Origin of the sequence: Williamsia sterculiae, assembly GCF_900156495.1 — a bacterium.
GTDB classification, from domain to species: Bacteria; Actinomycetota; Actinomycetes; order Mycobacteriales; family Mycobacteriaceae; genus Williamsia_B; species Williamsia_B sterculiae.
In genome coordinates this window covers 66,549-86,344 of sequence record NZ_FTNT01000010.1, presented here as the reverse complement: position 1 = coordinate 86,344, position 19,796 = coordinate 66,549, and the positions used below count along the sequence as shown (strand labels likewise).

At 67.2% G+C, this 19,796-nt stretch carries 18 protein-coding genes and 4 tRNA genes; 14 read left to right on the top strand and 8 right to left on the bottom strand.

The features are described from left to right. Nucleotides 1–26: 26 nt before the first annotated feature. Nucleotides 27–1,193, bottom strand: a complete 1,167-nt coding sequence (dusB, locus tag BW971_RS15815) for a tRNA dihydrouridine synthase DusB (protein WP_076481430.1) — start codon at nucleotides 1,191–1,193, stop codon at nucleotides 27–29. A 26-nt stretch (nucleotides 1,194–1,219) separates the two neighbouring features. After that, nucleotides 1,220–2,215: an acyl-ACP desaturase gene (locus BW971_RS15810; protein WP_076481428.1), complete on the bottom strand. Its 996-nt coding sequence runs from the start codon at nucleotides 2,213–2,215 to the stop codon at nucleotides 1,220–1,222. 196 nt (nucleotides 2,216–2,411) lie between these two features. Between BW971_RS15810 and BW971_RS15805 the strand changes: the two genes are divergently transcribed. Both BW971_RS15805 and BW971_RS15800 read left to right on the top strand, forming a co-directional pair. Then, the gene (locus tag BW971_RS15805) at nucleotides 2,412–4,154 is read left to right on the top strand and encodes a serine/threonine-protein kinase (protein WP_083710127.1); all 1,743 of its coding nucleotides are present in this window, start codon (nucleotides 2,412–2,414) and stop codon (nucleotides 4,152–4,154) included. Next, the gene (locus BW971_RS15800; RefSeq protein ID WP_076481425.1) at nucleotides 4,151–4,951 is read left to right on the top strand and encodes a hypothetical protein; all 801 of its coding nucleotides are present in this window, start codon (nucleotides 4,151–4,153) and stop codon (nucleotides 4,949–4,951) included. The genes BW971_RS15805 and BW971_RS15800 overlap by 4 nt, the downstream gene beginning before the upstream one ends. A 17-nt stretch (nucleotides 4,952–4,968) precedes the next feature. Here BW971_RS15800 and BW971_RS15795 read toward each other — a convergent pair whose 3' ends face one another. From BW971_RS15795 to BW971_RS15780, 4 genes are all read right to left on the bottom strand, one after another. Beyond that, complete coding sequence (locus BW971_RS15795; protein ID WP_076481714.1) at nucleotides 4,969–5,880, bottom strand: alpha/beta fold hydrolase; 912 nt, start codon at nucleotides 5,878–5,880, stop codon at nucleotides 4,969–4,971. A 78-nt stretch (nucleotides 5,881–5,958) separates the two neighbouring features. Then, nucleotides 5,959–6,174, bottom strand: a complete 216-nt coding sequence (locus BW971_RS15790; protein ID WP_076481423.1) for a hypothetical protein — start codon at nucleotides 6,172–6,174, stop codon at nucleotides 5,959–5,961. Between the two features lie 57 nt (nucleotides 6,175–6,231). Further along, nucleotides 6,232–6,307: transfer RNA gene (locus tag BW971_RS15785), tRNA-Lys, on the bottom strand. A gap of 48 nt (nucleotides 6,308–6,355) precedes the next feature. Next, nucleotides 6,356–7,018 carry a TetR/AcrR family transcriptional regulator gene (locus BW971_RS15780; RefSeq protein ID WP_076481420.1) on the bottom strand — a complete coding sequence of 221 codons (663 nt, stop codon included), beginning with the start codon at nucleotides 7,016–7,018 and terminating at the stop codon, nucleotides 6,356–6,358. A 102-nt stretch (nucleotides 7,019–7,120) separates the two neighbouring features. Between BW971_RS15780 and BW971_RS15775 the strand changes: the two genes are divergently transcribed. From BW971_RS15775 to BW971_RS15750, 6 genes are all read left to right on the top strand, one after another. Then, nucleotides 7,121–8,632 carry an MFS transporter gene (locus BW971_RS15775; protein ID WP_076481417.1) on the top strand — a complete coding sequence of 504 codons (1,512 nt, stop codon included), beginning with the start codon at nucleotides 7,121–7,123 and terminating at the stop codon, nucleotides 8,630–8,632. A gap of 118 nt (nucleotides 8,633–8,750) precedes the next feature. Next, nucleotides 8,751–8,823: transfer RNA gene (locus BW971_RS15770), tRNA-Glu, on the top strand. Nucleotides 8,824–8,872: 49 nt separating this feature from the next. Continuing rightward, nucleotides 8,873–8,946: transfer RNA gene (locus BW971_RS15765), tRNA-Asp, on the top strand. 40 nt (nucleotides 8,947–8,986) lie between these two features. Then, nucleotides 8,987–9,060 (top strand) — tRNA-Phe (locus BW971_RS15760). Nucleotides 9,061–9,251: 191 nt separating this feature from the next. Further along, nucleotides 9,252–10,025: an alpha/beta fold hydrolase gene (locus BW971_RS15755; protein WP_076481414.1), complete on the top strand. Its 774-nt coding sequence runs from the start codon at nucleotides 9,252–9,254 to the stop codon at nucleotides 10,023–10,025. A gap of 17 nt (nucleotides 10,026–10,042) precedes the next feature. Continuing rightward, nucleotides 10,043–11,842, top strand: coding sequence for an NAD-binding protein (locus BW971_RS15750; protein WP_234974431.1), 1,800 nt, complete (start codon nucleotides 10,043–10,045; stop codon nucleotides 11,840–11,842). A 5-nt stretch (nucleotides 11,843–11,847) separates the two neighbouring features. Here BW971_RS15750 and BW971_RS15745 read toward each other — a convergent pair whose 3' ends face one another. Beyond that, nucleotides 11,848–13,212 carry a phenylacetate--CoA ligase family protein gene (locus BW971_RS15745; protein ID WP_076481411.1) on the bottom strand — a complete coding sequence of 455 codons (1,365 nt, stop codon included), beginning with the start codon at nucleotides 13,210–13,212 and terminating at the stop codon, nucleotides 11,848–11,850. A gap of 72 nt (nucleotides 13,213–13,284) precedes the next feature. Here BW971_RS15745 and BW971_RS15740 point away from each other — a divergent pair, with 72 nt between their 5' ends. The 5 genes from BW971_RS15740 to BW971_RS15720 all read left to right on the top strand — a co-directional run bounded on the left by BW971_RS15740 (nucleotide 13,285) and on the right by BW971_RS15720 (nucleotide 17,229). Then, nucleotides 13,285–13,665 (top strand): TraR/DksA family transcriptional regulator, encoded by a 381-nt coding sequence (locus BW971_RS15740; RefSeq protein WP_076481408.1) that lies wholly within the window; start codon nucleotides 13,285–13,287, stop codon nucleotides 13,663–13,665. Nucleotides 13,666–13,703: 38 nt separating this feature from the next. Further along, complete coding sequence (locus BW971_RS15735; RefSeq protein ID WP_407701228.1) at nucleotides 13,704–15,155, top strand: ABC transporter permease subunit; 1,452 nt, start codon at nucleotides 13,704–13,706, stop codon at nucleotides 15,153–15,155. Beyond that, nucleotides 15,152–15,958, top strand: a complete 807-nt coding sequence (locus BW971_RS15730) for an amino acid ABC transporter ATP-binding protein (protein WP_076481405.1) — start codon at nucleotides 15,152–15,154, stop codon at nucleotides 15,956–15,958. Before BW971_RS15735 ends, BW971_RS15730 begins: the two co-directional genes overlap by 4 nt. Further along, nucleotides 15,955–16,557: an NUDIX hydrolase gene (locus BW971_RS15725; RefSeq protein WP_076481403.1), complete on the top strand. Its 603-nt coding sequence runs from the start codon at nucleotides 15,955–15,957 to the stop codon at nucleotides 16,555–16,557. Before BW971_RS15730 ends, BW971_RS15725 begins: the two co-directional genes overlap by 4 nt. 123 nt (nucleotides 16,558–16,680) lie before the next feature. Beyond that, nucleotides 16,681–17,229: a YceI family protein gene (locus tag BW971_RS15720; RefSeq protein ID WP_076481400.1), complete on the top strand. Its 549-nt coding sequence runs from the start codon at nucleotides 16,681–16,683 to the stop codon at nucleotides 17,227–17,229. A 10-nt stretch (nucleotides 17,230–17,239) separates the two neighbouring features. On the opposite strand, the gene BW971_RS15715 is transcribed toward BW971_RS15720, so the two are convergent. Further along, the gene (locus tag BW971_RS15715) at nucleotides 17,240–17,863 is read right to left on the bottom strand and encodes a TetR/AcrR family transcriptional regulator (protein WP_076481398.1); all 624 of its coding nucleotides are present in this window, start codon (nucleotides 17,861–17,863) and stop codon (nucleotides 17,240–17,242) included. A 97-nt stretch (nucleotides 17,864–17,960) separates the two neighbouring features. On the opposite strand from BW971_RS15715, the gene BW971_RS15710 reads away from it, so the two are divergent. Next, complete coding sequence (locus BW971_RS15710; protein WP_143690415.1) at nucleotides 17,961–19,790, top strand: adenylate/guanylate cyclase domain-containing protein; 1,830 nt, start codon at nucleotides 17,961–17,963, stop codon at nucleotides 19,788–19,790. Nucleotides 19,791–19,796: the final 6 nt, after the last annotated feature.

Sequence of the window (19,796 nt, the reverse complement as noted above, 5' to 3'; positions counted from 1 at the left end):
GCCCGGGCAGCCGCGCGCCTGCATGGTCATCCGCCCGAGTTGAGCTCCTCGCCGCCGGTTGCGACCGCGTCGTCGTGCGGATCGTCGAGCCAGCCGTGCGGCAACGCGACCGCGGACGGTGACCCCTGCCTTCCTCGCGGGCCGTGACCGTCGGTGGGAAAAGGAACGTCGGCGGGCAGTGCACCCACCAGATCGCGGAGTTCGGCGACGGTGGTGACCAGGGCCATCGATCGACGCACATCCGAGCCGACCGGGAATCCGCGCAGGTACCAGGCGACGTGTTTGCGGATCTCCCGCATGCCCTTGTCCTCGCCGTGGTGTGCGGCGAGCAGTTCCCCGTGGCGGACGATGATGGCGCCGACCTCGCCGAGGGTCGGCGCCTCCGGCATGGGTGCGCCGGTGAGTTCGGCGCTCAGTTCGGCGAACAACCACGGTCGGCCCAGGCAGCCGCGACCGACCACCACACCGTCACAGCCGGTGCGGGCCATCATCGCGACCGCGTCGGCGGGTTCGAAGATGTCACCGTTGCCGAGCACCGGAACGTCGGTGACGTGCTCCTTGAGTCGCGCGATCTCACCCCAATCGGCCTGCCCGGAGTACCGCTGTGATGCGGTGCGGGCGTGCAGCGCCACCGCTTTCACGCCCTCTTCGGCGGCGATCCGACCGGCGTCGAGGTGGGTGTGATGGTCCGGGTCGATGCCGATGCGGAACTTCACGGTCACCGGGACATCGGTGCCCTCGGTGGCGCGCACCGCGGCCGCGACGATCTTGCGGAACAACTGCCGCTTGAACGGGATGGCGGCTCCACCGCCCTTGCGGGTCACCTTGGGGACCGGGCATCCGAAGTTCATGTCGATGTGGTCGGCGAGGCCCTCGTCGACGATCATCTTGGCCGCGGCGTAGGTGTACTGGGGGTCCACGGTGTACAGCTGCATCGATCGCGGGTTCTCGTCCGGTGCGAACGTGGTCATGTGCATGGTGGTCGGATGCCGTTCCACCAACGCGCGTGCGGTGACCATCTCGCAGACGTACAACCCGGACACGGTTCCGGTGCGGGCCAGTTCGAGCTCGCGGCACAGCGTCCGGAAGGCAACGTTGGTCACCCCCGCCATCGGCGCCAGCACCACCGGACTCGACAGTCCGATGGGGCCGATCGAGAGGGCGGGGCTGCCGGTGTCGAGGGCGGTGCTCAGGGGGTGCTCCTAGCTGGCCGGGGCGGTCACGAGGCCTTGGCCTCGCGCTTCTTGGCTTCGCGGGCGAGGGCGCGGTCGCGCATCTCCTCGAACTTCACGGTGTCCTCGGCGAGCTTGTCCAGGAAGGCGCCGAGCTCGTCGCGGGCGGCCTCGCCGACGGCGGTGTAGTCGTCACGCTCGAAGACGTTCCATTTCCGCAGTACCGGCTGGACGACCTCCTCGAGGTGCTGCCGCAGGTCGTAGATGCCGTGTTTGGCCATCAGCACACCGTGCCGCCGGAAGTTGGGCATCCCCGCGCCGGGCATCTGGAAGTTGCACACCACGTCGCGTACGGCGGTGATCGCCTTGTCGGGAGCGAGGTCCAGGGCCGCCCCGGTGATGTTGCGATAGAAGATCATGTGCAGGTTCTCGTCGGCGGCGATGCGCTGCAGCATCTTGTCGGCGATCGGGTCGTCGCAGGCCTTGCCGGTGTTGCGGTGCGACACCCGGGTGGCGAGTTCCTGGAATGTCACGTACGCGACCGCGTGCAGCATGCCTGCGTACTCGATGCCCTCGTGACGCATCTGGTCGACGGTCTCCACGTTGACCATCTCGGGATTGAACCCGTTGGTCATGTGGATCATCCGGGCCTCCTCGAGCGCGACCGGGTCGACGCCGCGGGTGACCACCAGGTAGTCGCGCAGGGCGATGCCGTGCCGGTTCTCCTCGGCGGTCCAGCGTCCCACCCAGTGACCCCAGGCGTCGTCCATCGAGAAGTTCTCGGCGATCACGCGGTGGTACGAGGGCAGATTGTCCTCGGTGAGCAGGTTGGTGATCATCGCCGCCTTGGCGACGTCTCCCAGCTCGGATTGCTCGGGGTCGAAGTCGGTGCCGCCCAGGGCGGCGAAGTTACGGCCCTCGTCCCAGGGCACGTAGTCGTGCGGATTCCAGTCCCGGGTGATCTTGAGGTGTCGGTTGACGTTCTCTTCGGCGACCCCGGAGAGCTCCTTGAGCAACTCCAGCTGTGTCAGCTCACGTGCCATGTGCGATGCCCTCCGAAACCTATCGGCCACTTCACCGGATGTGGATGACCCGACCCGAACGACGACCCAACCGGGCCACGGTCAGTGCTCCAGGGTACGGGATAAGTGAGGGTCGCCCAAGTTCTGACGGGGGCGCACGCGGTGGTGTCGATTACGCTTCGGGGTCCCCCGAGACCCGACTGATCACCGATACTCGATGGGTTCGTCGGACGGTGGTGGAAAGGGGATGGCAGTGGAGATCGGCTCCACGGTGGCCGGTTATCGACTGCTGGCGTGTATCGGGCGTGGCGGCATGGGCGAGGTCTTCACCGCCGAACACCCACGCCTGCCCCGGATCGACGCTGTCAAGGTGCTGCACCCGGCGTTGGGCTCCGACCCGGTGTTCCGCGCTCGGTTCGAGCGTGAGGCCGATCTGGTGGCGCGGCTGTCGCATCCGGCGATCGTCGCGGTGTTCGACCGGGGTGTCGCCGACGACCGACTGTGGATCGCGATGGAGTACGTCGACGGTGCGGACGCGTCGGCGCTGATCACCGATCGCGGGGTGCACCCGCTGCTGGCAATCGCGATCGTCACCACGGTGGCCGCCGCCCTCGACCACGCCCACCGCAACGGGGTGCTGCATCGCGATGTGAAACCGGAGAATGTGCTGATCAGACCCGGTGGCGATCCGCTGTTGCCCGACGCGGTGAAACTGACCGACTTCGGGATCGCCCGGGTGCGTGACGAGGTCACCGGCCTGACCGGCGCGGGTACCACCATCGGCACCCTGGCCTACACCCCGCCCGAACAGATCGAGGGCGGTGAGCTCGACCCGCGCAGCGACCAGTACGCCTTGGCGTGCACTGCGTTCGAACTGCTCAGCGGCGCGCCCCCCTTCACGGCGGAGACCCAGCAGTCGCTGGTGAAGGCGCAGCTGCTCGACCGACCGCCTGCCGTGACGTCGCGGAATCCGGCCCTCCCGTCTCCGGTGGATGACGTGCTGCGGCGGGCGCTGGCCAAACGGTCGGCGGATCGTTTCGTCGACTGCGGACAGTTCGCCGGTGCGCTCGACGCCGCGGTCCGCGGACGATTGTCGGGTGGGCTGCCTGCCGCACCACCCACCCCGGTGGTGCAGCGTCCCGTGCCGCCCGCGACCGGCCGGGCCCGTCGTCGGCGATTGCCGAGCCGCCTGGTCGTCGCCGGCGTGGTCGCGGTGGCGGTGTTGGTGGGCCTCGGGATCGCGGTGGGGGCGACGACCGCACCCCGACCGCCGGATGCGGCGTTGGCCACCCCGGCGACGCCGCGGGTGCAGGTCACCCCGACCAGCATCGAGATCGGCTGGGACCGGGTGAACGGAGCAACCCACTATCTGGTCCGACAGGGTGACACGACCGTGTACATCGGATCCGGCGACCATTGGTCGATGCCGCGTCCGGTGCCGGGCGAGTACGCGTTCTCGGTGGTCGCGGTGTCGGGCGACCGGACCACATCGGCGGTGGGACCGGCCAGCGCAGCGGTGCAGGTGACGACGGTGTGGGGCGAACTGCAGCCGTTGGTCGACCTGTTCCCCACGGTGCTGCCCTCGACCCCGGTGTCGACGGATGCGTTCGACGGAATGGTGTGCTCGGGTCTCGTGGGGTCACAACTGGTGGGCAATCCGGTGCAGGTCCAGATCTTCTGCACCGGGCCGTCGGGGTATCAACTCACCCTGGGCATGTACCCGACCGCGGGACAGCGTGATTCCTACTATCGCCAGCGATTCGCCGGCGAACGGACCCGCCCGATGGCCACATCGGGCGGCCACCCCGGCCGGGTGTACACCGCGGAGTCGGCACCCGGGACGGGGTCGGTGACGCTGCTGTACGACGACGGGGTTCGCGCCCGGGTCGCGGCCGAGGTCAGCACCGCGGGACGCCCGGCCACCGCGGCCCGGTCGGTGTTGGATCGGCTACCCCTGTGACGGCCGTCGGACGCGCGGTTCGGGTCGTTGCCGTGGCGTTGATCCCGGTGGTCGTGGTGGTGATCGCCGTGTTCGCCACCCGTGCGGTGCTGCGCACCGACGCCCGACCCGCGCCACCGCGTGGGGTCACCGCACAGCCCACCACCGGCCAGGTCGCCATCCGCTGGTCGGCGGTGGACCACGTGCGCGGGTACCTGGTGTCCCGTGACGGGGCGGTTGTGTACGAGGGGCCCGGCACATCGGCGGTCGACCGCACCGCCGACGCGGGACGTCACGTATACGAGGTCCGCACGGTCGACGACACCGGCCGGCTGTCCGATTCGGCGGGGGCCACAACGACCACGGGAGCCGGGTGGGGGCGGTACGGCTCGCTGGTGGCGCTGCTCCCCGATCTGCTGCCACTCGCTCCGGACGCCCGCGGGTATCGCCAGATGTCATGCGCGGTCCGCTACAACCCGCCGGCGCCGGAGCGCGGTGACGCGCCGGCGGGGTCGGGGCAGGTGTGGGAGAAGCTGCGGCTGGCGTGCGAGACCGGTGACGCCGCTCGCGACTCCGTGTTCGTCGACTTCTGGGACAGCGCTGCCGTCCGCGATCGCGCGTTCGCGGGGTTCTCCGCGGGCGGGGCGACGATGATCTGGAACCACGGCACGGGGTTCACCATCACCACGGGTGGTCGCTCGGACCTGACGCTGCGCTTCAGCGATCGACGGCTGGCGTTGGTGACCATCGAGGTGACCGCCGCGGGGTCGAGATCGGTGGATCAGTTGGTGTCTCTGGCCAATGCGCTACCGATCTGATCGGGCTTCGGGGTCGGTCAGTTCTCCGACCAGGTGTCCATCAGCTCGCCGAGCACCTCGTTGGCCAGTCCGAGTCCGCCCAGATGGCTCTCGCCCTCCATCGTGTACAGCTTGGCGTCAATGAGCAGATCCACCATGTGCGCGCCGTGGTTGTGCGGGATGATGTGGTCGTGGTCACCGTGCCACCAGCGCACCGGGACCGCGATGTCGGCGACCGAGAAGCCCCAGTCGCGGGAGAACACGATGAGGTCCGACAGCGGGGCCTCCATCCGGCGACTACCGCCGTTGAGCAGGTCGTCGAGGAACATCGCGCGGAACTCGGGCCGGGTCAGCAGTTGGCGGTCACCCTGTGGTGACAGCCGGGCGTAGACGCCGATGATCGGTTCGGCGACGGGGCGCGCCGCTCGGATCGCGGTGCTGAGCACCCGGCCCACGGGTGTGGCCGCGTGTTCGAGCAGCGGCGCGGCGTGTTTGGCGACTTCCAGTGCGCCACCGCCGATCCTGTCCGGACCGACCACGGGTGCCACGCCGCCCATCACACCCACGACCTTCACGCGTTCGGGCATCTGGTGGGCCGCGGCCAGCGCGTAGGGGCCGCCGCCGGAGAGGCCGACCACGGCGAACTCGTCGATGCCGAGGGTGTCGGCGACGGTGCGCAGGTCGTCGGCGAAGTCTCGGACGGAGTCGTACCGATGGGCGGTGGACGACCCCACACCCGGGCGGTCGAGCCCGACGAGGCGGATGCCCGTCTCGGTGGCCACGGTGCGGGCCTCGACGGGGATCTGCCGTCGCGCGCCGGGGGTGCCGTGTAGCCAGAAGACGGCCCTGCCGTGCGGGGAGCCGAACTCGGCGAAGCCCATCCGTCGTCGCGCGGTGTCGGTTCCCACAGCCACGGATCCCTCGAGCTGCGGGCGGTCGATATCGATCATGGTTCGAGCATCCCACCGCCGGTGGGTGGCGAACACCCGCGAGCGGTGGTGGCAGGAGTCAGCGGTCGCCGGTGGGGGTCAGGTACTCGCGGCGTGGGTGGCGCCGACGGTCCCGCGATGCCGGTTGACCACCACCTCGCTGTAGTCGCAGTCTCGTGCGGGACATTCGAGACTGATGATGATGCGGTCGGCGGTGTGCGGATCGTTGGCACCGTCGGTGCGGGTTCGGCGGTGCAGTTGGTGTTGCCCGCAGGACGGACAGATGTTGTCCGTACTGATGCTTGATGTGGTCATACCTCGACGGTAACCCGCGGGTGTGACCTACGCCACAATCGCGTGGATGGCGATGTGTGGTGCCCCCTCTCGGGCTCGAACCGAGGACCTGCGGATTAAAAGTCCGTAGCTCTACCAACTGAGCTAAAGGGGCGAGACGCTGCGACCGGGGCCGCGGCATCGAAGAGTCTACAGATGGCCGTCAGCGCGTCCGGCACCGTGCGGACTGCGCCGCGTGAATCTGTTCGACGGTGAGCGGGGGAGTGGTCAGGGGTACTCGCCGGCCGTCTGCACGCATGCTGTCGAGCAGCATCTCGAGGCTGCGGCGCCAGGCGCCGGGAACGGTGGTCTCGGTGATGTCGGCACAGGTACACACCATGTTGAACATCAGGAACATGTCGGTCGGGGCGAAATCGGGGCGGATCACGCCGCTCGCCCGGGCGCGTTCGATGACGTCCTGCATGCCCTGGGTCATCTTCTCCTTGGCCGCCTCGATGACCGGCGCGGTGTGATCGATGCGCATCATGATGGCTGCGAGTCCGCGATCGGCGGCCATGGTCTGACCCATGAAGGTCAACAGATCGACGAGCCCGTCCCAGCTGTCGGGGTTGTCCAACGATGCCTGCAGGTGCGTGCGGACCGTGTTGAGGTGCTCGACGAAGATGCCCTCGATCAGTTCGTCCCGGTTCGTGAAACGGCGATAGACGGTCCCGACCCCGACACCGGCGTGAGCGGCTACATCGTCCATCGTCACCTCGAGTCCGCGCTGTGCGAAGAGCTCCCGAGCTGCGGCGATGATGCGCAGTCGGTTCCGCTCTGCATCGGCGCGCAACGGCCGACAGTCGGCCTGTTCCGAAGTGGTCATGCTCACAGCATACCAAGTGGAGACGAATCCTCCGTTTGCTGCTACCGTGATTTCAGTAACCGGAGGAAGTTCCTCCGCTAATACTCGGATCACGGAGATCTCATGACCACCCTCACCACAGAACGCGACCCGCAGGGCGTCGAGGAGACCGCGGAGGGCCGCACTCATCGGCTCCGCTGGGCGATCCTCGGAGTCCTCGGTCTGGCACAGCTGATGGTCGTCCTGGACGCGACCATCGTCAACATCGCGCTGCCGCACGCTCAGCAGTCGCTCGGATTCGGCAACGCCGAACGGCAGTGGATCGTCACCGCCTACGCACTCGCCTTCGGCAGCCTGCTGCTGCTCGGCGGTCGACTGTCCGATCTCTTCGGCCGCCGCGCGACCCTCATCGTCGGCCTGGTCGGCTTCGCGGGTATGTCCGCCGTCGGTGGTGCCGCGGTGAACTTCGACATGCTGGTGATCGCCCGTGCCGGCCAGGGTGTCTTCGGTGCGCTGTTGGCGCCCGCGGCGCTGTCGCTGCTCGCGACCACCTTCGTCGACCCCGCCGAGCGCGGTAAGGCATTCGGCATCTTCGGCGCCATCGCCGGTGGCGGCGGTGCCATCGGGTTGCTGCTCGGCGGCATGCTGACCGAGTGGGCGGACTGGCGCTGGTGCCTGTACGTCAACCTGGCCATCGCGGCCATCGCTCTGGTCGGTGCCACCGCGTTCATCGGCAAGCAGAACTCCACCTCGCGTCCGCGGCTCGACATCCCCGGTGTGGTGACCGTCTCGCTGGCGTTGTTCTCGATCGTCTACGGCTTCTCCAACGCGGAGACCAACGGTTGGGGCGACTGGGCCACCATCGTCTGGCTGGTCGTCGGAGTGGTGCTGCTCGGCGTCTTCGTCTGGCTGCAGTCGCGGACCGCGCACGCACTGTTGCCGCTGCGGATCATCCTTGACCGCACCCGCGGCGGTTCGTACCTGGTGGTGTTCATCACCGGCATCGGGATGTTCGGCATCTTCCTGTTCCTCACCTACTACCTGCAGCAGAACCTGAGCTTCACGCCGATCCAGACCGGTCTGGCGTTCCTGCCGATGATCGGTGCACTGGTGTTCAGTGCGACGCTCTCGACCTCGGTGGTGCTGCCGCGGTTCGGTCCGCGCTGGCTGATGACCGCCGGTATGGCGCTGGCCGCGGTGGGCATGGTGCTGCTGACCCAGCTGACCGAGACCAGTGCGTACGCCTCCGACATCCTCCCCGGTCTGATCATCATGGGGCTCGGTATCGGTGCGTCGATGGCTCCTGCGATGCAGGGTGCGATCTCCGGGGTCTCCGGTGACGACGCCGGTGTCGCCTCGGCGACCGTGAACACCATGCAGCAGGTCGGTGGCTCGGTGGGAACCGCGTTGCTGAGCACCATCGCGTCGAGCGCGCTGACCAGCTACCTGGCCGATCACGCGCCGACCAGCAAGTCCAACGCCGCCTACGTGATGCAGGTGGCCGCGGTGCACAGCTACACCACGGCGTTCTGGTGGGCCGCGGGCGTGTTCGCCCTCGGTGCGGTGATCGCCGGCGCGGTGGTCCGCAGTGGCAAGCTGCCGGCCACCCCGGAGGGTGCCGCGGTTCTCGCCTGAGGCACTCTCGGCGGCCCTGGACGGGGAGTCCCAGCGACTCCCCGTCCAGGCGTCTGATCAGGCGATTTGAGGTTTTTCGATGGCGTGTCATAAGCTGTCCGAGCTCCCTACGGAGAAGGCCCCCTTCGTTTAGCGGCCTAGGACGCCGCCCTTTCAAGGCGGTAGCGCGGGTTCGAATCCCGTAGGGGGTACGCTCTCTGAGTTCTCGACGCGAGTCGGGTCGCAGGAGGCACCAAGCAAGGCCCTGTGGCGCAGTTGGTTAGCGCGCCGCCCTGTCACGGCGGAGGTCGCGGGTTCGAGTCCCGTCAGGGTCGCAACACGGTTGCGAAGGCATCTTCATCCGGGATGCCGCCCGGCCAGGTAGCTCAGTTGGTACGAGCGTCCGCCTGAAAAGCGGAAGGTCGCCGGTTCGATCCCGGCCCTGGCCACCCTTTGGTCTGCGCTTACGCAGTGGCCACGATGAGGTCGGTCGGTGACGCCGTCGGCTACATCCAGAAGTTCGAGGCGGAGAACGCTGACGCGGCGGAGACGTTCAAGGCGCGTCTTTAGACGGGAACATAACATCACCTGTCGTGATCGGTGGTTGAACATTCACAGGCGACCGCCAGGGCGAAATGACATGACCTATCTCCACATCAACGGCTCCGACCTTTACTCGGAGGTCGACGGTACGGGTGACCTGTTGCTGGTGTTGCACGGCGGGTTCTGTTCCCTGGAGTCGATGCGACCGGTGATCGCCGACCTGACCGACCGGCATCGCATCCTCGCCTACGAGCGTCCCGGACACGGACGGTCGGCGGACATCGATGGTGAGTACAGCTATGCGCAGGGTGTCGCCGATGCTGTCACCTATCTGGACGCCCTGGGATGCGGCGCTGTCGACGTCGTCGGTTACAGCGACGGCGCGATCATCGGGTTGATGCTGGCGATGGCCCACCCGCAGCGGGTGCGTGCGCTGGTCGCCATCAGTGCCAACCTCGATCCGTCGGCATTCACCCATTCGCTCGAGGCTGCCTGCGTACCGTTGCTCGACACGTCGATGATCGCCCGTTCCGACGATGCGCCAGACGTCGAGCGAATGCACTACGAGCGGCTGTCACCGGACGGGCCCGAGCACGCAGTTGCGGTGCTCGACAAGCTGTTCCGACTCTGGTCGACCGAACCCCACATCGTCCCTGCGGATCTGGCCGTGATCACCGCGCGTGTCCTGGTGATGTCTGCCGATCACGACACCATCCGCCCTGATCACAGCGTGCTGGTCGCGGCCTCCATACCCGGAGCACAGTTGTGCGTGGTGCCCGGAGCCACCCACGATCTGCTCGCAGAACGCCCGCAATTGATCCGCGACGTGATCGCCGCATTTCTGGACGAGGTGGGGCGTCACCCCCGCTGAGGTGCGACGATATGCCGATGACCGGGCTGAGCGGGCACATCATCATCTGTGGGATGGGGGTGCTCGGCGTACGGATCGTCGAACAGTTGCATGCCTTCGGTGAACCCATGGTGGTGATCCTGTACGCCCACGACTCCCGACTGGAGACACTGCTGGAACGCTGGGGTGTGCCGTGTCTGCTCCACGGTGCCAGCGGATCCGACGCGTTCGCCGACGCGGGGATCGATACCGCAGCGGCGGTGGTCTGCGCAGACCCCTCCGACGTGGTCAGCCTGGAGACAGCACTGACGGCGCGTCGGCTGCGTCCCGATGTGCGGGTGGTCACCCGTATCGCCAACACCGTGGTCCGCGATGCGGTGGAACAGGACAACGGACCCGGAGCGGTGCTGGCGGTGGCCGATCTCGCGGCCCCGTCGGTGGTGGAGGACTGCCTCCGTCGGACGACCCACCAGGTCGACGTCGCGGGCATCGACCTGACCGTGGTCACCGACCGCATCGGCAGAGACGCCACGCTACGTGAGCTCTACGGCGACCTGGCGCCACTCGCGGTGGCACACGGTGCCGAGAACCCGTACGCGGCGGAGGTGATCCCCAGTCCGCCGCGGGACACGACGGTGAGCGAGGGCGACTGGGTCTGCATGATCGGCAGCTCCGATGAGCTGATCGAACACGGTCTGCTCGACAGCCGACCGGAGCCGGACAAGGTTCACGCGGCGCCGACGGATCCTCGGCGAGTGCGGCCTCGTCGCCGCGGCCCGGTGGCTCGAGCCTCGGTGGTGATCCGGGAGTTGATCGAAGATCTGGATCCCAACTTCTTCCGTGCCATGGCCGTGATGGCGGTCCTCGTGGTCACCTCCACGGTGATCTTTCGCTTCACCTACACCCGGCCGGGGATGAGCGTGCTGGACGCGTTGTACTTCTCAGCGGAGACCATCGCGACCGTGGGCTACGGCGATTTCAGCTTCCTCGGACAGCCGCCGGCACTTCGGATCTACGCGATCTTCCTGATGGTGTGTGGCGTGACCAACACCGCGATCCTGGTGGCCTTCGTGTCCGAGGTGTTGGTCAGCCGTCGTCTGTCGAAATCCGCGGGGCGCCGCCGAGCGCGGATGATGAGCGGTCACGTGGTCCTGGTCGGCCTGGGGGAGGTGGGGATCCGGGTCGCCACCGAACTGATCTCCCGCGGCCAGACCGTGGTGGCGATCGAGATGAATCCCGATCACGCCAATCTGCCTGTCGCCGAAAAGCTTGGGGTGTCTGTGGTGTTCGGCGACGGCACCGTCCGTGAGACGCTGCTCGCCGCCGGTGTGCAGCGATCGTCGGCGGTCGCGTTGCTCGCCTCCAACGAGATGGCCAACATCGAAGCCGGCCTGGTGCTCAAAGAGATCCTCGGACAACGTTGGGACGACGGGACCGCGCACCCCACGGTCCCGGTGGTGCTCCGGGTGTTCGACCTTCCGCTCGGGCGGGTGGTTGCCCAGCGTTTCGGGTTCCGCAATGTGCGCTCCACGGTGGAGCTCGCCGCCCCGTGGTTCATCGCCGCAGCCCTCGGACTGCGGGTCATCGGCACGTTCTCGGTGTGGCAGGACTCGTACATGGTGGGCGCGGTGACCATCGAACCGCGCGGCGGCCTCGACGGGGTGCGGCTGCGGGATCTGTCACCGGCAACCAGAGTGGTGGCCATCGACCACACCCGATCCGGCACCGTGGAGCGGAACCCCCGGCGTGACAGCAGATTCGACGCCGGCGACATCGCCTACATGATCGGTCCGTACGCCGAGCTGATCTCGGTGCTACGGCTCGGCCGCGCCGTCTGAGACGGTCAACCGCGGTCGACGACGGTGAGGTATTTGCCGCCGCGAGTCTGCTCGGGCAACTGGTCACTGACGGTGACCAGGACGTCGTGTAATCCGAGCCCGGTGACGATGTCGGCGAGACTCTGTCGGGTGGTCTCGGCGATCACGGCCCGATCCGCCGCAGGGTCGGTACGGAGCCTGAGGCTCAGGTGGCGGGGGTTTTCTCGGATGACCTGGAACTGGGTGATTCCCGCGGCAGGGTCGATCGCCGGTTGCAGCGCAGTCGGCGAGACACCGTGTTCACGCCCGTCGGTCTCGAAATACATGATCTCCCCGGTCCGTCCGGACACCTCGAAGGCCGGCAGCGGATTCCCACAGCCGCAGGAACGACCGGTCATCCGAATGGAATCACCGAGTTCGTAGCGGATGACGGGCTGCACGCGTCGGAACAAGTTGGTCAGCAGGACCCCGTGCGACTGCTCACCGAGGGGAGTCGGACGACCCTGCGCGTCGACGGGTTCGAGGATCACCCAGTCGGCGTTGAGATGGTAGAGCCCCCCGGCGCATCGGATCGCCATGAACATGCACTCGTTGGCCGCGTAACGGTCGATGACGCGGGCGCGCGGCCATGCGGTGCGCAGCATGGTCAGCGCAGCCGCGGTGATGGTCTCTCCGTAGGGCATCACGATGGCCGGCTCGATGTGCAGGCGTCCGGCGATCTGCTCATGGGCCAGCAGTTGCAGAGCGGACCCGTACGAGTTGAGTACGGCGGGATCGAATTCGTTCAGATCGCGGCAGATCTGCTCAATGGGGTCGGCGACCGACAGGATCCTCGAGTTGCGGCCGACCGTGTTCTCGCGCAGAAAGAACGCGCGGCCCAGGTGATGACCACGGACGTTGATGACCATCGCGGTACGACCGCGTTTGCCGACGGTCTGCAGCACTGTCCGTGGGCCGACCCTGGCCGCCCGGGATCGCAGCGCGAGCACCACCGCGACCGCAGTGTCCTCGGTGACGAAGGCGCCCGTGGTGCCGGAGGTTCCCGATGTCTCGCTCAACAGATAATCGCCGAGGAAGCGTTGGCCGGCGGCGGAGTCGTCGCGGGTGAATTCGCCGACCGCGGCAGAGGTGACTCGTCGATCGGTGGCCCAGGCATCGAACTGCGACATCAGCAGCGCCTTGTCGGTGCGTGGCACATCGGCTAGCCGAACGGTGTCGGGATCCATTCCGCGGTACAGCTCGGCGTAGAACGGAGACCCGGCCATCGCACCGTGCAACAACGTGCGCAGTCGACGATCCGCGCGAACATGGACACCGGGGAGACCCTCGCTCACGGCCTTTCCCGCGTCCCGCCGTAGCCAGCGCACCCCGAGGTCCAGGTCGTCCACCATCACCGCATTGTTTCAGTCGAGCGGGCGCCGTCACGGTCGTTCTATGGGATCCGCGGCCCTACGCTGCGGGAGATGCCCCTCGATCGCCCCGACCCGGACCACGCCCGCCGTGCGTTGCTCGACGAGCGGGTGGCGACTTCTGCTCTGCGTGATTCGATGTCGGCGAGATTGCGGTCGGTGGTGGATGCGGCGTCGGAGGCCACCGCCGACGACGAGCACGATCCGGAAGGGTCCACGCTGGCCTTCGAGCGCGGTCAGCTGGTCGCGCAGATCGAGCGGTCCACCGAGCGATTGTCCGAGATCGAGGCGGCCCTGACCCGACTGGATACCGGTGCTTACGGCGTCTGTGAGAGCTGCGGGGACCAGATCGCCCCGGCGCGACTGGACGCGCTGCCCGCGACACGATTGTGCATCCGGTGCGCCTCGGCGCGTACGTCGCGTCGTCGCTGGTGATCGCGCACGTAGGCCCCGTCGGATGGTTGACTGATCGAATGCAACGTGTCCCGACGATCGTGCTGCGGATGCTGATGGTCGTCGGCATCGTGGTCGGATTGTTGACGATGGGGCAGCCGACAGTAGGTGCCGCACCGCAGGTCCCGACCGGACAACCGGGTGTGCTGCGAGTCGGCACCGAGGGCACCTACTCGCCGTTCACGTATCACGACGACAACGGCACGCTGACCGGATACGACGTCGACATCATCACTGCCGTCGCCAAGAAACTGAACCTGCGGGTCGAGTTCGTCGAGACCCCGTTCGACAGCATCTTCCCCGCGCTGGAGGCCAACCGCTTCGACATCGTGGCCAACCAGATCTCCTACACCGACGTCCGGGCCGCGAAATACGACTTGTCGCAGTCCTATGTGCAGTCCCGAGGGGTCATCGTCACCCGCTCCGACGACGACTCGGTCCACAACGTGAACGACCTGAAGGGCAAGACCGCGGCCCAATCGCTCACCAGCAACTGGGCCGACGTCGCTCGCGACGCGGGGGCACAGGTGGAATCGGTCGAGGGCTTCAACCAGGCCATCACCCTGCTGGCCGACAACCGCGTACAGACCACCGTCAATGACGAACTCACCGTGAAGAACTACCTCGCCTCCAGCGGTAACAAGAACGTCAAGGTGGCAGCGCAGACCCCGGACGTCAGCAATCAGGTGTTCGCGATGCGGAAGAACTCCGGACTGTTGCCCGCAGTCAACCAAGCAGTGAGCGAACTGCGCGCCGACGGCACCCTGGCCGCGACCTACGACAAGTACTTCAACGCGAAACCGATAGCGCCGAGCACCTGGGACGTCGTCGGGCGCAATTTGCTGCCCATGCTCGGCGCGACCCTCAAGGGCACCATCCCTTTGACCGCCATCAGTTTCGTGGTCGGTCTGGTCATCGCACTGGTGATCGCGCTGATGCGGATGTCGGCCAACCCGGTGGCCAGCAGATTTGCCCGGCTCTACATCTCGATCATCCGCGGGACCCCTCTGCTGGTGCAGTTGTTCTTCATTTTCTTCGCCCTGCCGGAGCTGGGCATCGTGGTGAATCCGTTCCCGTCGGCGGTGGTCGCCTTCAGCCTCAACGTCGGTGGATACGCGGCGGAGATCATCCGCTCGGCCATCCAGTCCCTTCCCAAGGGGCAGTGGGAGGCGGCGTCGACCATCGGGATGGACTACCGCACCACGCTGCGTCGGGTGATCCTGCCGCAGGCTTCTCGTACCGCGGTCCCCGGCTTGTCCAACACCTTGATCTCGCTGGTCAAGGACACCTCGCTCGCCTCCGGCATCCAGGTCGCCGAATTGTTCCGGAAGTCACAGGAGGCGGCCGCCCCCACCTTTCAGTTCCTGGCCCTCTACGGTGTCGCCGCGGTGATCTACTGGGTGATCTGTCTCGTCCTGTCCTTCGCCCAGGACCGGCTCGAGACCCGACTGAACAGGTTCGTGGCCCGATGACCAAGACCCCGGCGACCAGACAGCCCGCGGACGCCCCGTTGGTCGTCGCGCACCAGATCCGCAAGTCCTTCGGTGACAACGAGGTGCTGCGCGGTGTGGACCTCACCGTCGACACCGGCACCGTGACCGTCATCATCGGCCCCTCCGGGTCGGGTAAGACCACCCTGCTGCGCTCGCTCAACGCCCTCGAGATCCCCGACTCCGGCACCGTCCGCATCGGTGATGTGGAGGTCGACTTCGGGTCGGTCGGACACGGTCGGAGACTCGGGCGTGCCGATCGCCGCACCCTCGCCGAACTGCGCGCGCAGAGCGGGATGGTCTTCCAGGAGCACAACCTGTTCCCGCACAAGACCGCGTTGGAGAACGTCACCGAGGGACCCCGCATCACCCAGCACCGTCCGGAACAGGAGGTCCGCGCCGAGGCGACTCAACTGCTGGCCGATGTCGGACTCGCCGACCAGGCCGACAAATACCCGCATCAGTTGTCCGGTGGCCAGAAGCAACGCGTCGGCATCGCCCGCGCCCTCGCGATGCGACCCGCGGTCGTCCTCTTCGATGAACCCACCTCGGCGCTCGATCCCGAACTCGTCGGCGACGTGCTCGCGGTGATCAAGGATCTCGCCGCCGGGGGCCGCACGATGGTCATCGTCACCCACGAGATCGAGTTCGCCCGGCAGGTCGGCGACCAGGTGGTCTTCGTCGACGGCGGTGTCATCGTCGAGCGCGGGACGCCCGCGGAGGTCATCGGCAAGCCGCAACAGGACCGCACCCGCGGTTTCCTGCGTCGCATACTGTCCCGGTGACCATCACCCCGACAGAACTGCGAGACCGACTGGCCGGGTTCCCTCGACGAGTGGTCCCACTGGACCACAACCGGTCGGCGGCGGTCGCGGTCGTGTTGACCGTGGTAGACGGGGTGACGGGTTTCTGGTTGACCCGTCGGCCCGCCCGAATGCGTGAACACCCCGGTCAGTTCGCACTGCCCGGTGGTCGGGTGGAGCCGGGGGAGGACCTCGTCACCGCCGCGTTGCGCGAGACGCGCGAGGAGCTCGGGTTGACCGTGGACGCCGATGGCGTGCTCGGCATGCTCGACGACTACCCGACCCGCAGTGGGTACCGGATCTCGCCGGTGGTCTGTTGGACTGCTGACGACAGCGTCCCGATGACGAACCCGGCCGAGGTCGCCCGTCTGTACTTCGTCCCGCTCGCCGACCTCGCGAGGGTGACACCCCGCTTCATCAGCATCCCGGAGTCCGACCGCCCGGTGATCCAGATGCCGCTGGTCGGCGAACTGGTGCACGCACCGACCGGTGCGGTGATCTATCAGTTCGCGGAACTCGCCCTGCACGACAGGCACACCCGGATCGATGGCCTCGAGCAGCCGGTCTTCGCCTGGCGATAGTGATCTGAGTCACAATATGCGATCGTGGAGCATCTGGGGAATGCAATCGGACCAGGGTCCGTTTACGCTCTTCGTAAGGCCGGGAACGCAGTTGTCGGCACGCCAGCTTTCAAGGAGTTTTTCATGACCACTGCAGCGAAGACGCAGCTCGCCGCCGGTACCTGGGGCATCGACACCGCGCACTCGAGCATCGACTTCTCGGTTCGCCACCTCATGGTGTCCAAGGTCAAGGGCAAGTTCGCCGATTTCACCGGTGCGGTGACGGTGGCCGAGGACGGCACCCCGTCGGTCACCGCCGAGGTGAAGGTCGACTCCATCACCACGAACAACGAGCAGCGCGACGGACACATCAAGAGCGCCGACTTCTTCGACGTGGAGAAGTTCCCGACCGCCACCTTCGTGTCGACCGGATCGACGGAGAAGGGCGACGGATTCGTGCTCGAGGGTGACTTCACCCTGCACGGCGTCACCAAGCCGGTGAGCCTGGACGTCGAGTTCAACGGTGTGAACCCGGGCATGGGCCGCGGTGAGGTCGCCGGTTTCGAGGCCACCACCACGCTGAACCGTAAGGACTTCGGCATCGACATCGACATGCCGTTGGAGACCGGCGGCAGTGTCGTGGGCGACAAGATCAACCTCAGCTTCGACATCGAGCTGCTGCGTCAGGCCTGACCCGCCCAGCTCACTCGGACGCGGCCCCGCGAATGCGGGGCCGCGTTCGTGTGTTCGCGTCCGGTGCGAGACCGTGCAACGCCAGGTCCACCAGGTCGGTCACGAAGGCGTCGTCCACCGGTTCGTGGGTGATGAGAACGCGACTGTAGATCGGGGAGTGCAGTAGCTCGAGGGCGAGCCGCGGGTCCACGGTGTCGCCGATCTCGCCGCGCCGGACCGCCCGCTCGAACACCACCTCCATGGCCGCCGACCGGTCGTCGACCATGCGCCCGCGGGCCTCGTCGAGGCGGTCGAAGTCCAGTGGCATGGTGGCCAGCCTCAGCAGCGCCTTGGACTGCGGTGAGGTGATCGACGCGTAGAGGTTGAGGGTCAGTTCGACGAGATCGGCCCGGACCGATCCGGTGTCGGGGACCGGGATGGTCGGTTCCACCGAACTCAGCAATGCGTCGATGACGAGTTGTTCCTTGGTTCGCCACCGTCGGTAGATCGATGTCACATGTACGCCGGCCTTCTCGGCGACGTTCGCGATGGTGAAACCGTCGAATCCCGTGTTGAGCAGCTCGTTTGCCGCGGCGGAGAGCACACCTTCGGCAAAGGCTCGACCACGGCGGTGGGCGGGTGGGCTGTCCGACACGGCCTCAGCCTAGACGTCCTGTCTGAGAGGTTGGGTACTATTAACGCAACTCGAATTGCAATGTAGTGAATTGCGCGGCCGCTGAGGGAGGGATCGCGTGCAAAGGACAGTGGCGACATCGCTCGCGCGATTGTCTTCTGGTACTCGGCAGGGTTCCAGGGCATTCGGCGTCGACGTCTACGAGGCCGTGACCGGTCGTTACCCGTACGACGGGCGCGACTGGGGTTCGGTCGACCTCGACGAACGGCGCACCATCGCCTGTCGGCTGTTGTTGGCCACCATCACATCCATCGTCCTGGTGACGCTGAGCGTCGGCATCGAGACCATGGTGATGATCCGTCTGGTGGTCAGCGGCGGCAGCCTGATCGTCGCCGGCGAACCGTATGCGGCGGTGTGGCCGTTCCCGGTCGCGTTGGCCGTCTCGGGCGCGGCCGAGTTCGTCCTCGCGTACTCCCTGCTACGACCGCACCTGCGCTGGTTCCGCAGCGGCGCCGACGCCGGTGCGGCGCGTCGGCGTTCGGTGCAGTTGCTGCCGATCAGGCAGGCTGCGGTCACCGCTGGGTCGTGGGCCCTCGGCGCTGTCCTCTACATCATCCTGTGCGGCGCGTACCGAGGTGTCGACGTCCTGGTGGTGCTGGGCGCGTTGACCCTGGCCGGCGTGTCGGCGAGCTGTGTCACCTACATGGTCATCGAACGCGCATCCCGTCCGCTCGCCGCGGCGGCCATGGCGGACGCCGACTTCCCCGAGCCCCGCCTGGGCATCCGCCAGCGCATGCTCGTCATCTGGCTGGTCTGTAGCGCGGTCCCCCTGCTCGGCATGGTGCTCATCAACATCGGTCGCGCCGTCGGCTGGGTTCCGGGGAGCGGTTCGAGTATCGACGTACCGATCGTCACTCTCGCCGTCATCTGTCTGTCCTCCGGTGCTCGGTCCATCGCACTGGTGTCCCAGTCGTTGACCGATCCGCTACGTGGTATGCGCCGCGTCATCGATCAGTTGCGCGTCGGTGATTTCGACGCGCGGGTGGATGTCTACGACTCGTCGGAGCTGGGCATGGTCCAGCACGACTTCAACGAGATGGTCGCAGGCGTCGCCGAACGCGAACACATCCGCGACCTCTTCGAACGCCACGTCGGGGGCGAGGTGGCGCGGCAGGCCGTGGAGAACGGTGTGGGCTTGCAGGGCGGCAACACCCATGTGGGGGTGCTCTTCGTCGACATCGCCGGCTCCACGCAGTTCGCCGAGGAGGAGAACCCGGAGATCGTCGCCGAGACGCTGAACAGCTTCTTCTCCATCGTCGCCGAGGTGGTCGACACCCATCACGGCTTCATCAACAAGTTCGAGGGCGACGCAGCGCTGGCCGTGTTCGGTGCGCCCATCGAACTGGCCGACCCCGCGGCCGCCGCGCTGGCCGCGGCCCGCGACCTGGGTGCGGCGCTACAGGCGTTGCCGCTGCACTGCGGTATCGGGGTGTCCGCGGGCACGGTGTTCGCCGGCAACATCGGCGCCGAGAGTCGCTACGAATACACGGTCATCGGCGACCCGGTCAACGAGTGTGCCCGGTTGTCGGAGATTGCGAAGAACACCGAGTCCAACATCATCGCCGGTGGTCGCGCGGTGTGTGCCGAGACGGCCGAGACCCTCTACGACCCCGTGGCCGCCGAGCAGGGCGCGTACTCCGAGCGCGGCCAGTGGGCGTCGATCGGGACGGTGCAGTTGCGAGGTCGGAGCAACGACACGGAGGTCTTCGCCCCGGCGGAGCTCGTCGCAGACCTGCGCGTCCCTGACGCGGACTCCATCGACGACGTCGCGATCACCTCCGCCGACGACATGGCCAGCGACTTCCGGGGGGCGGTCGCCGACCGCGCCACCGGCCTCATCGGTTCCCTGGTGAAGCTGCCTCTCACCGTCCTGCGCCAGCAGCGCTGAACATCG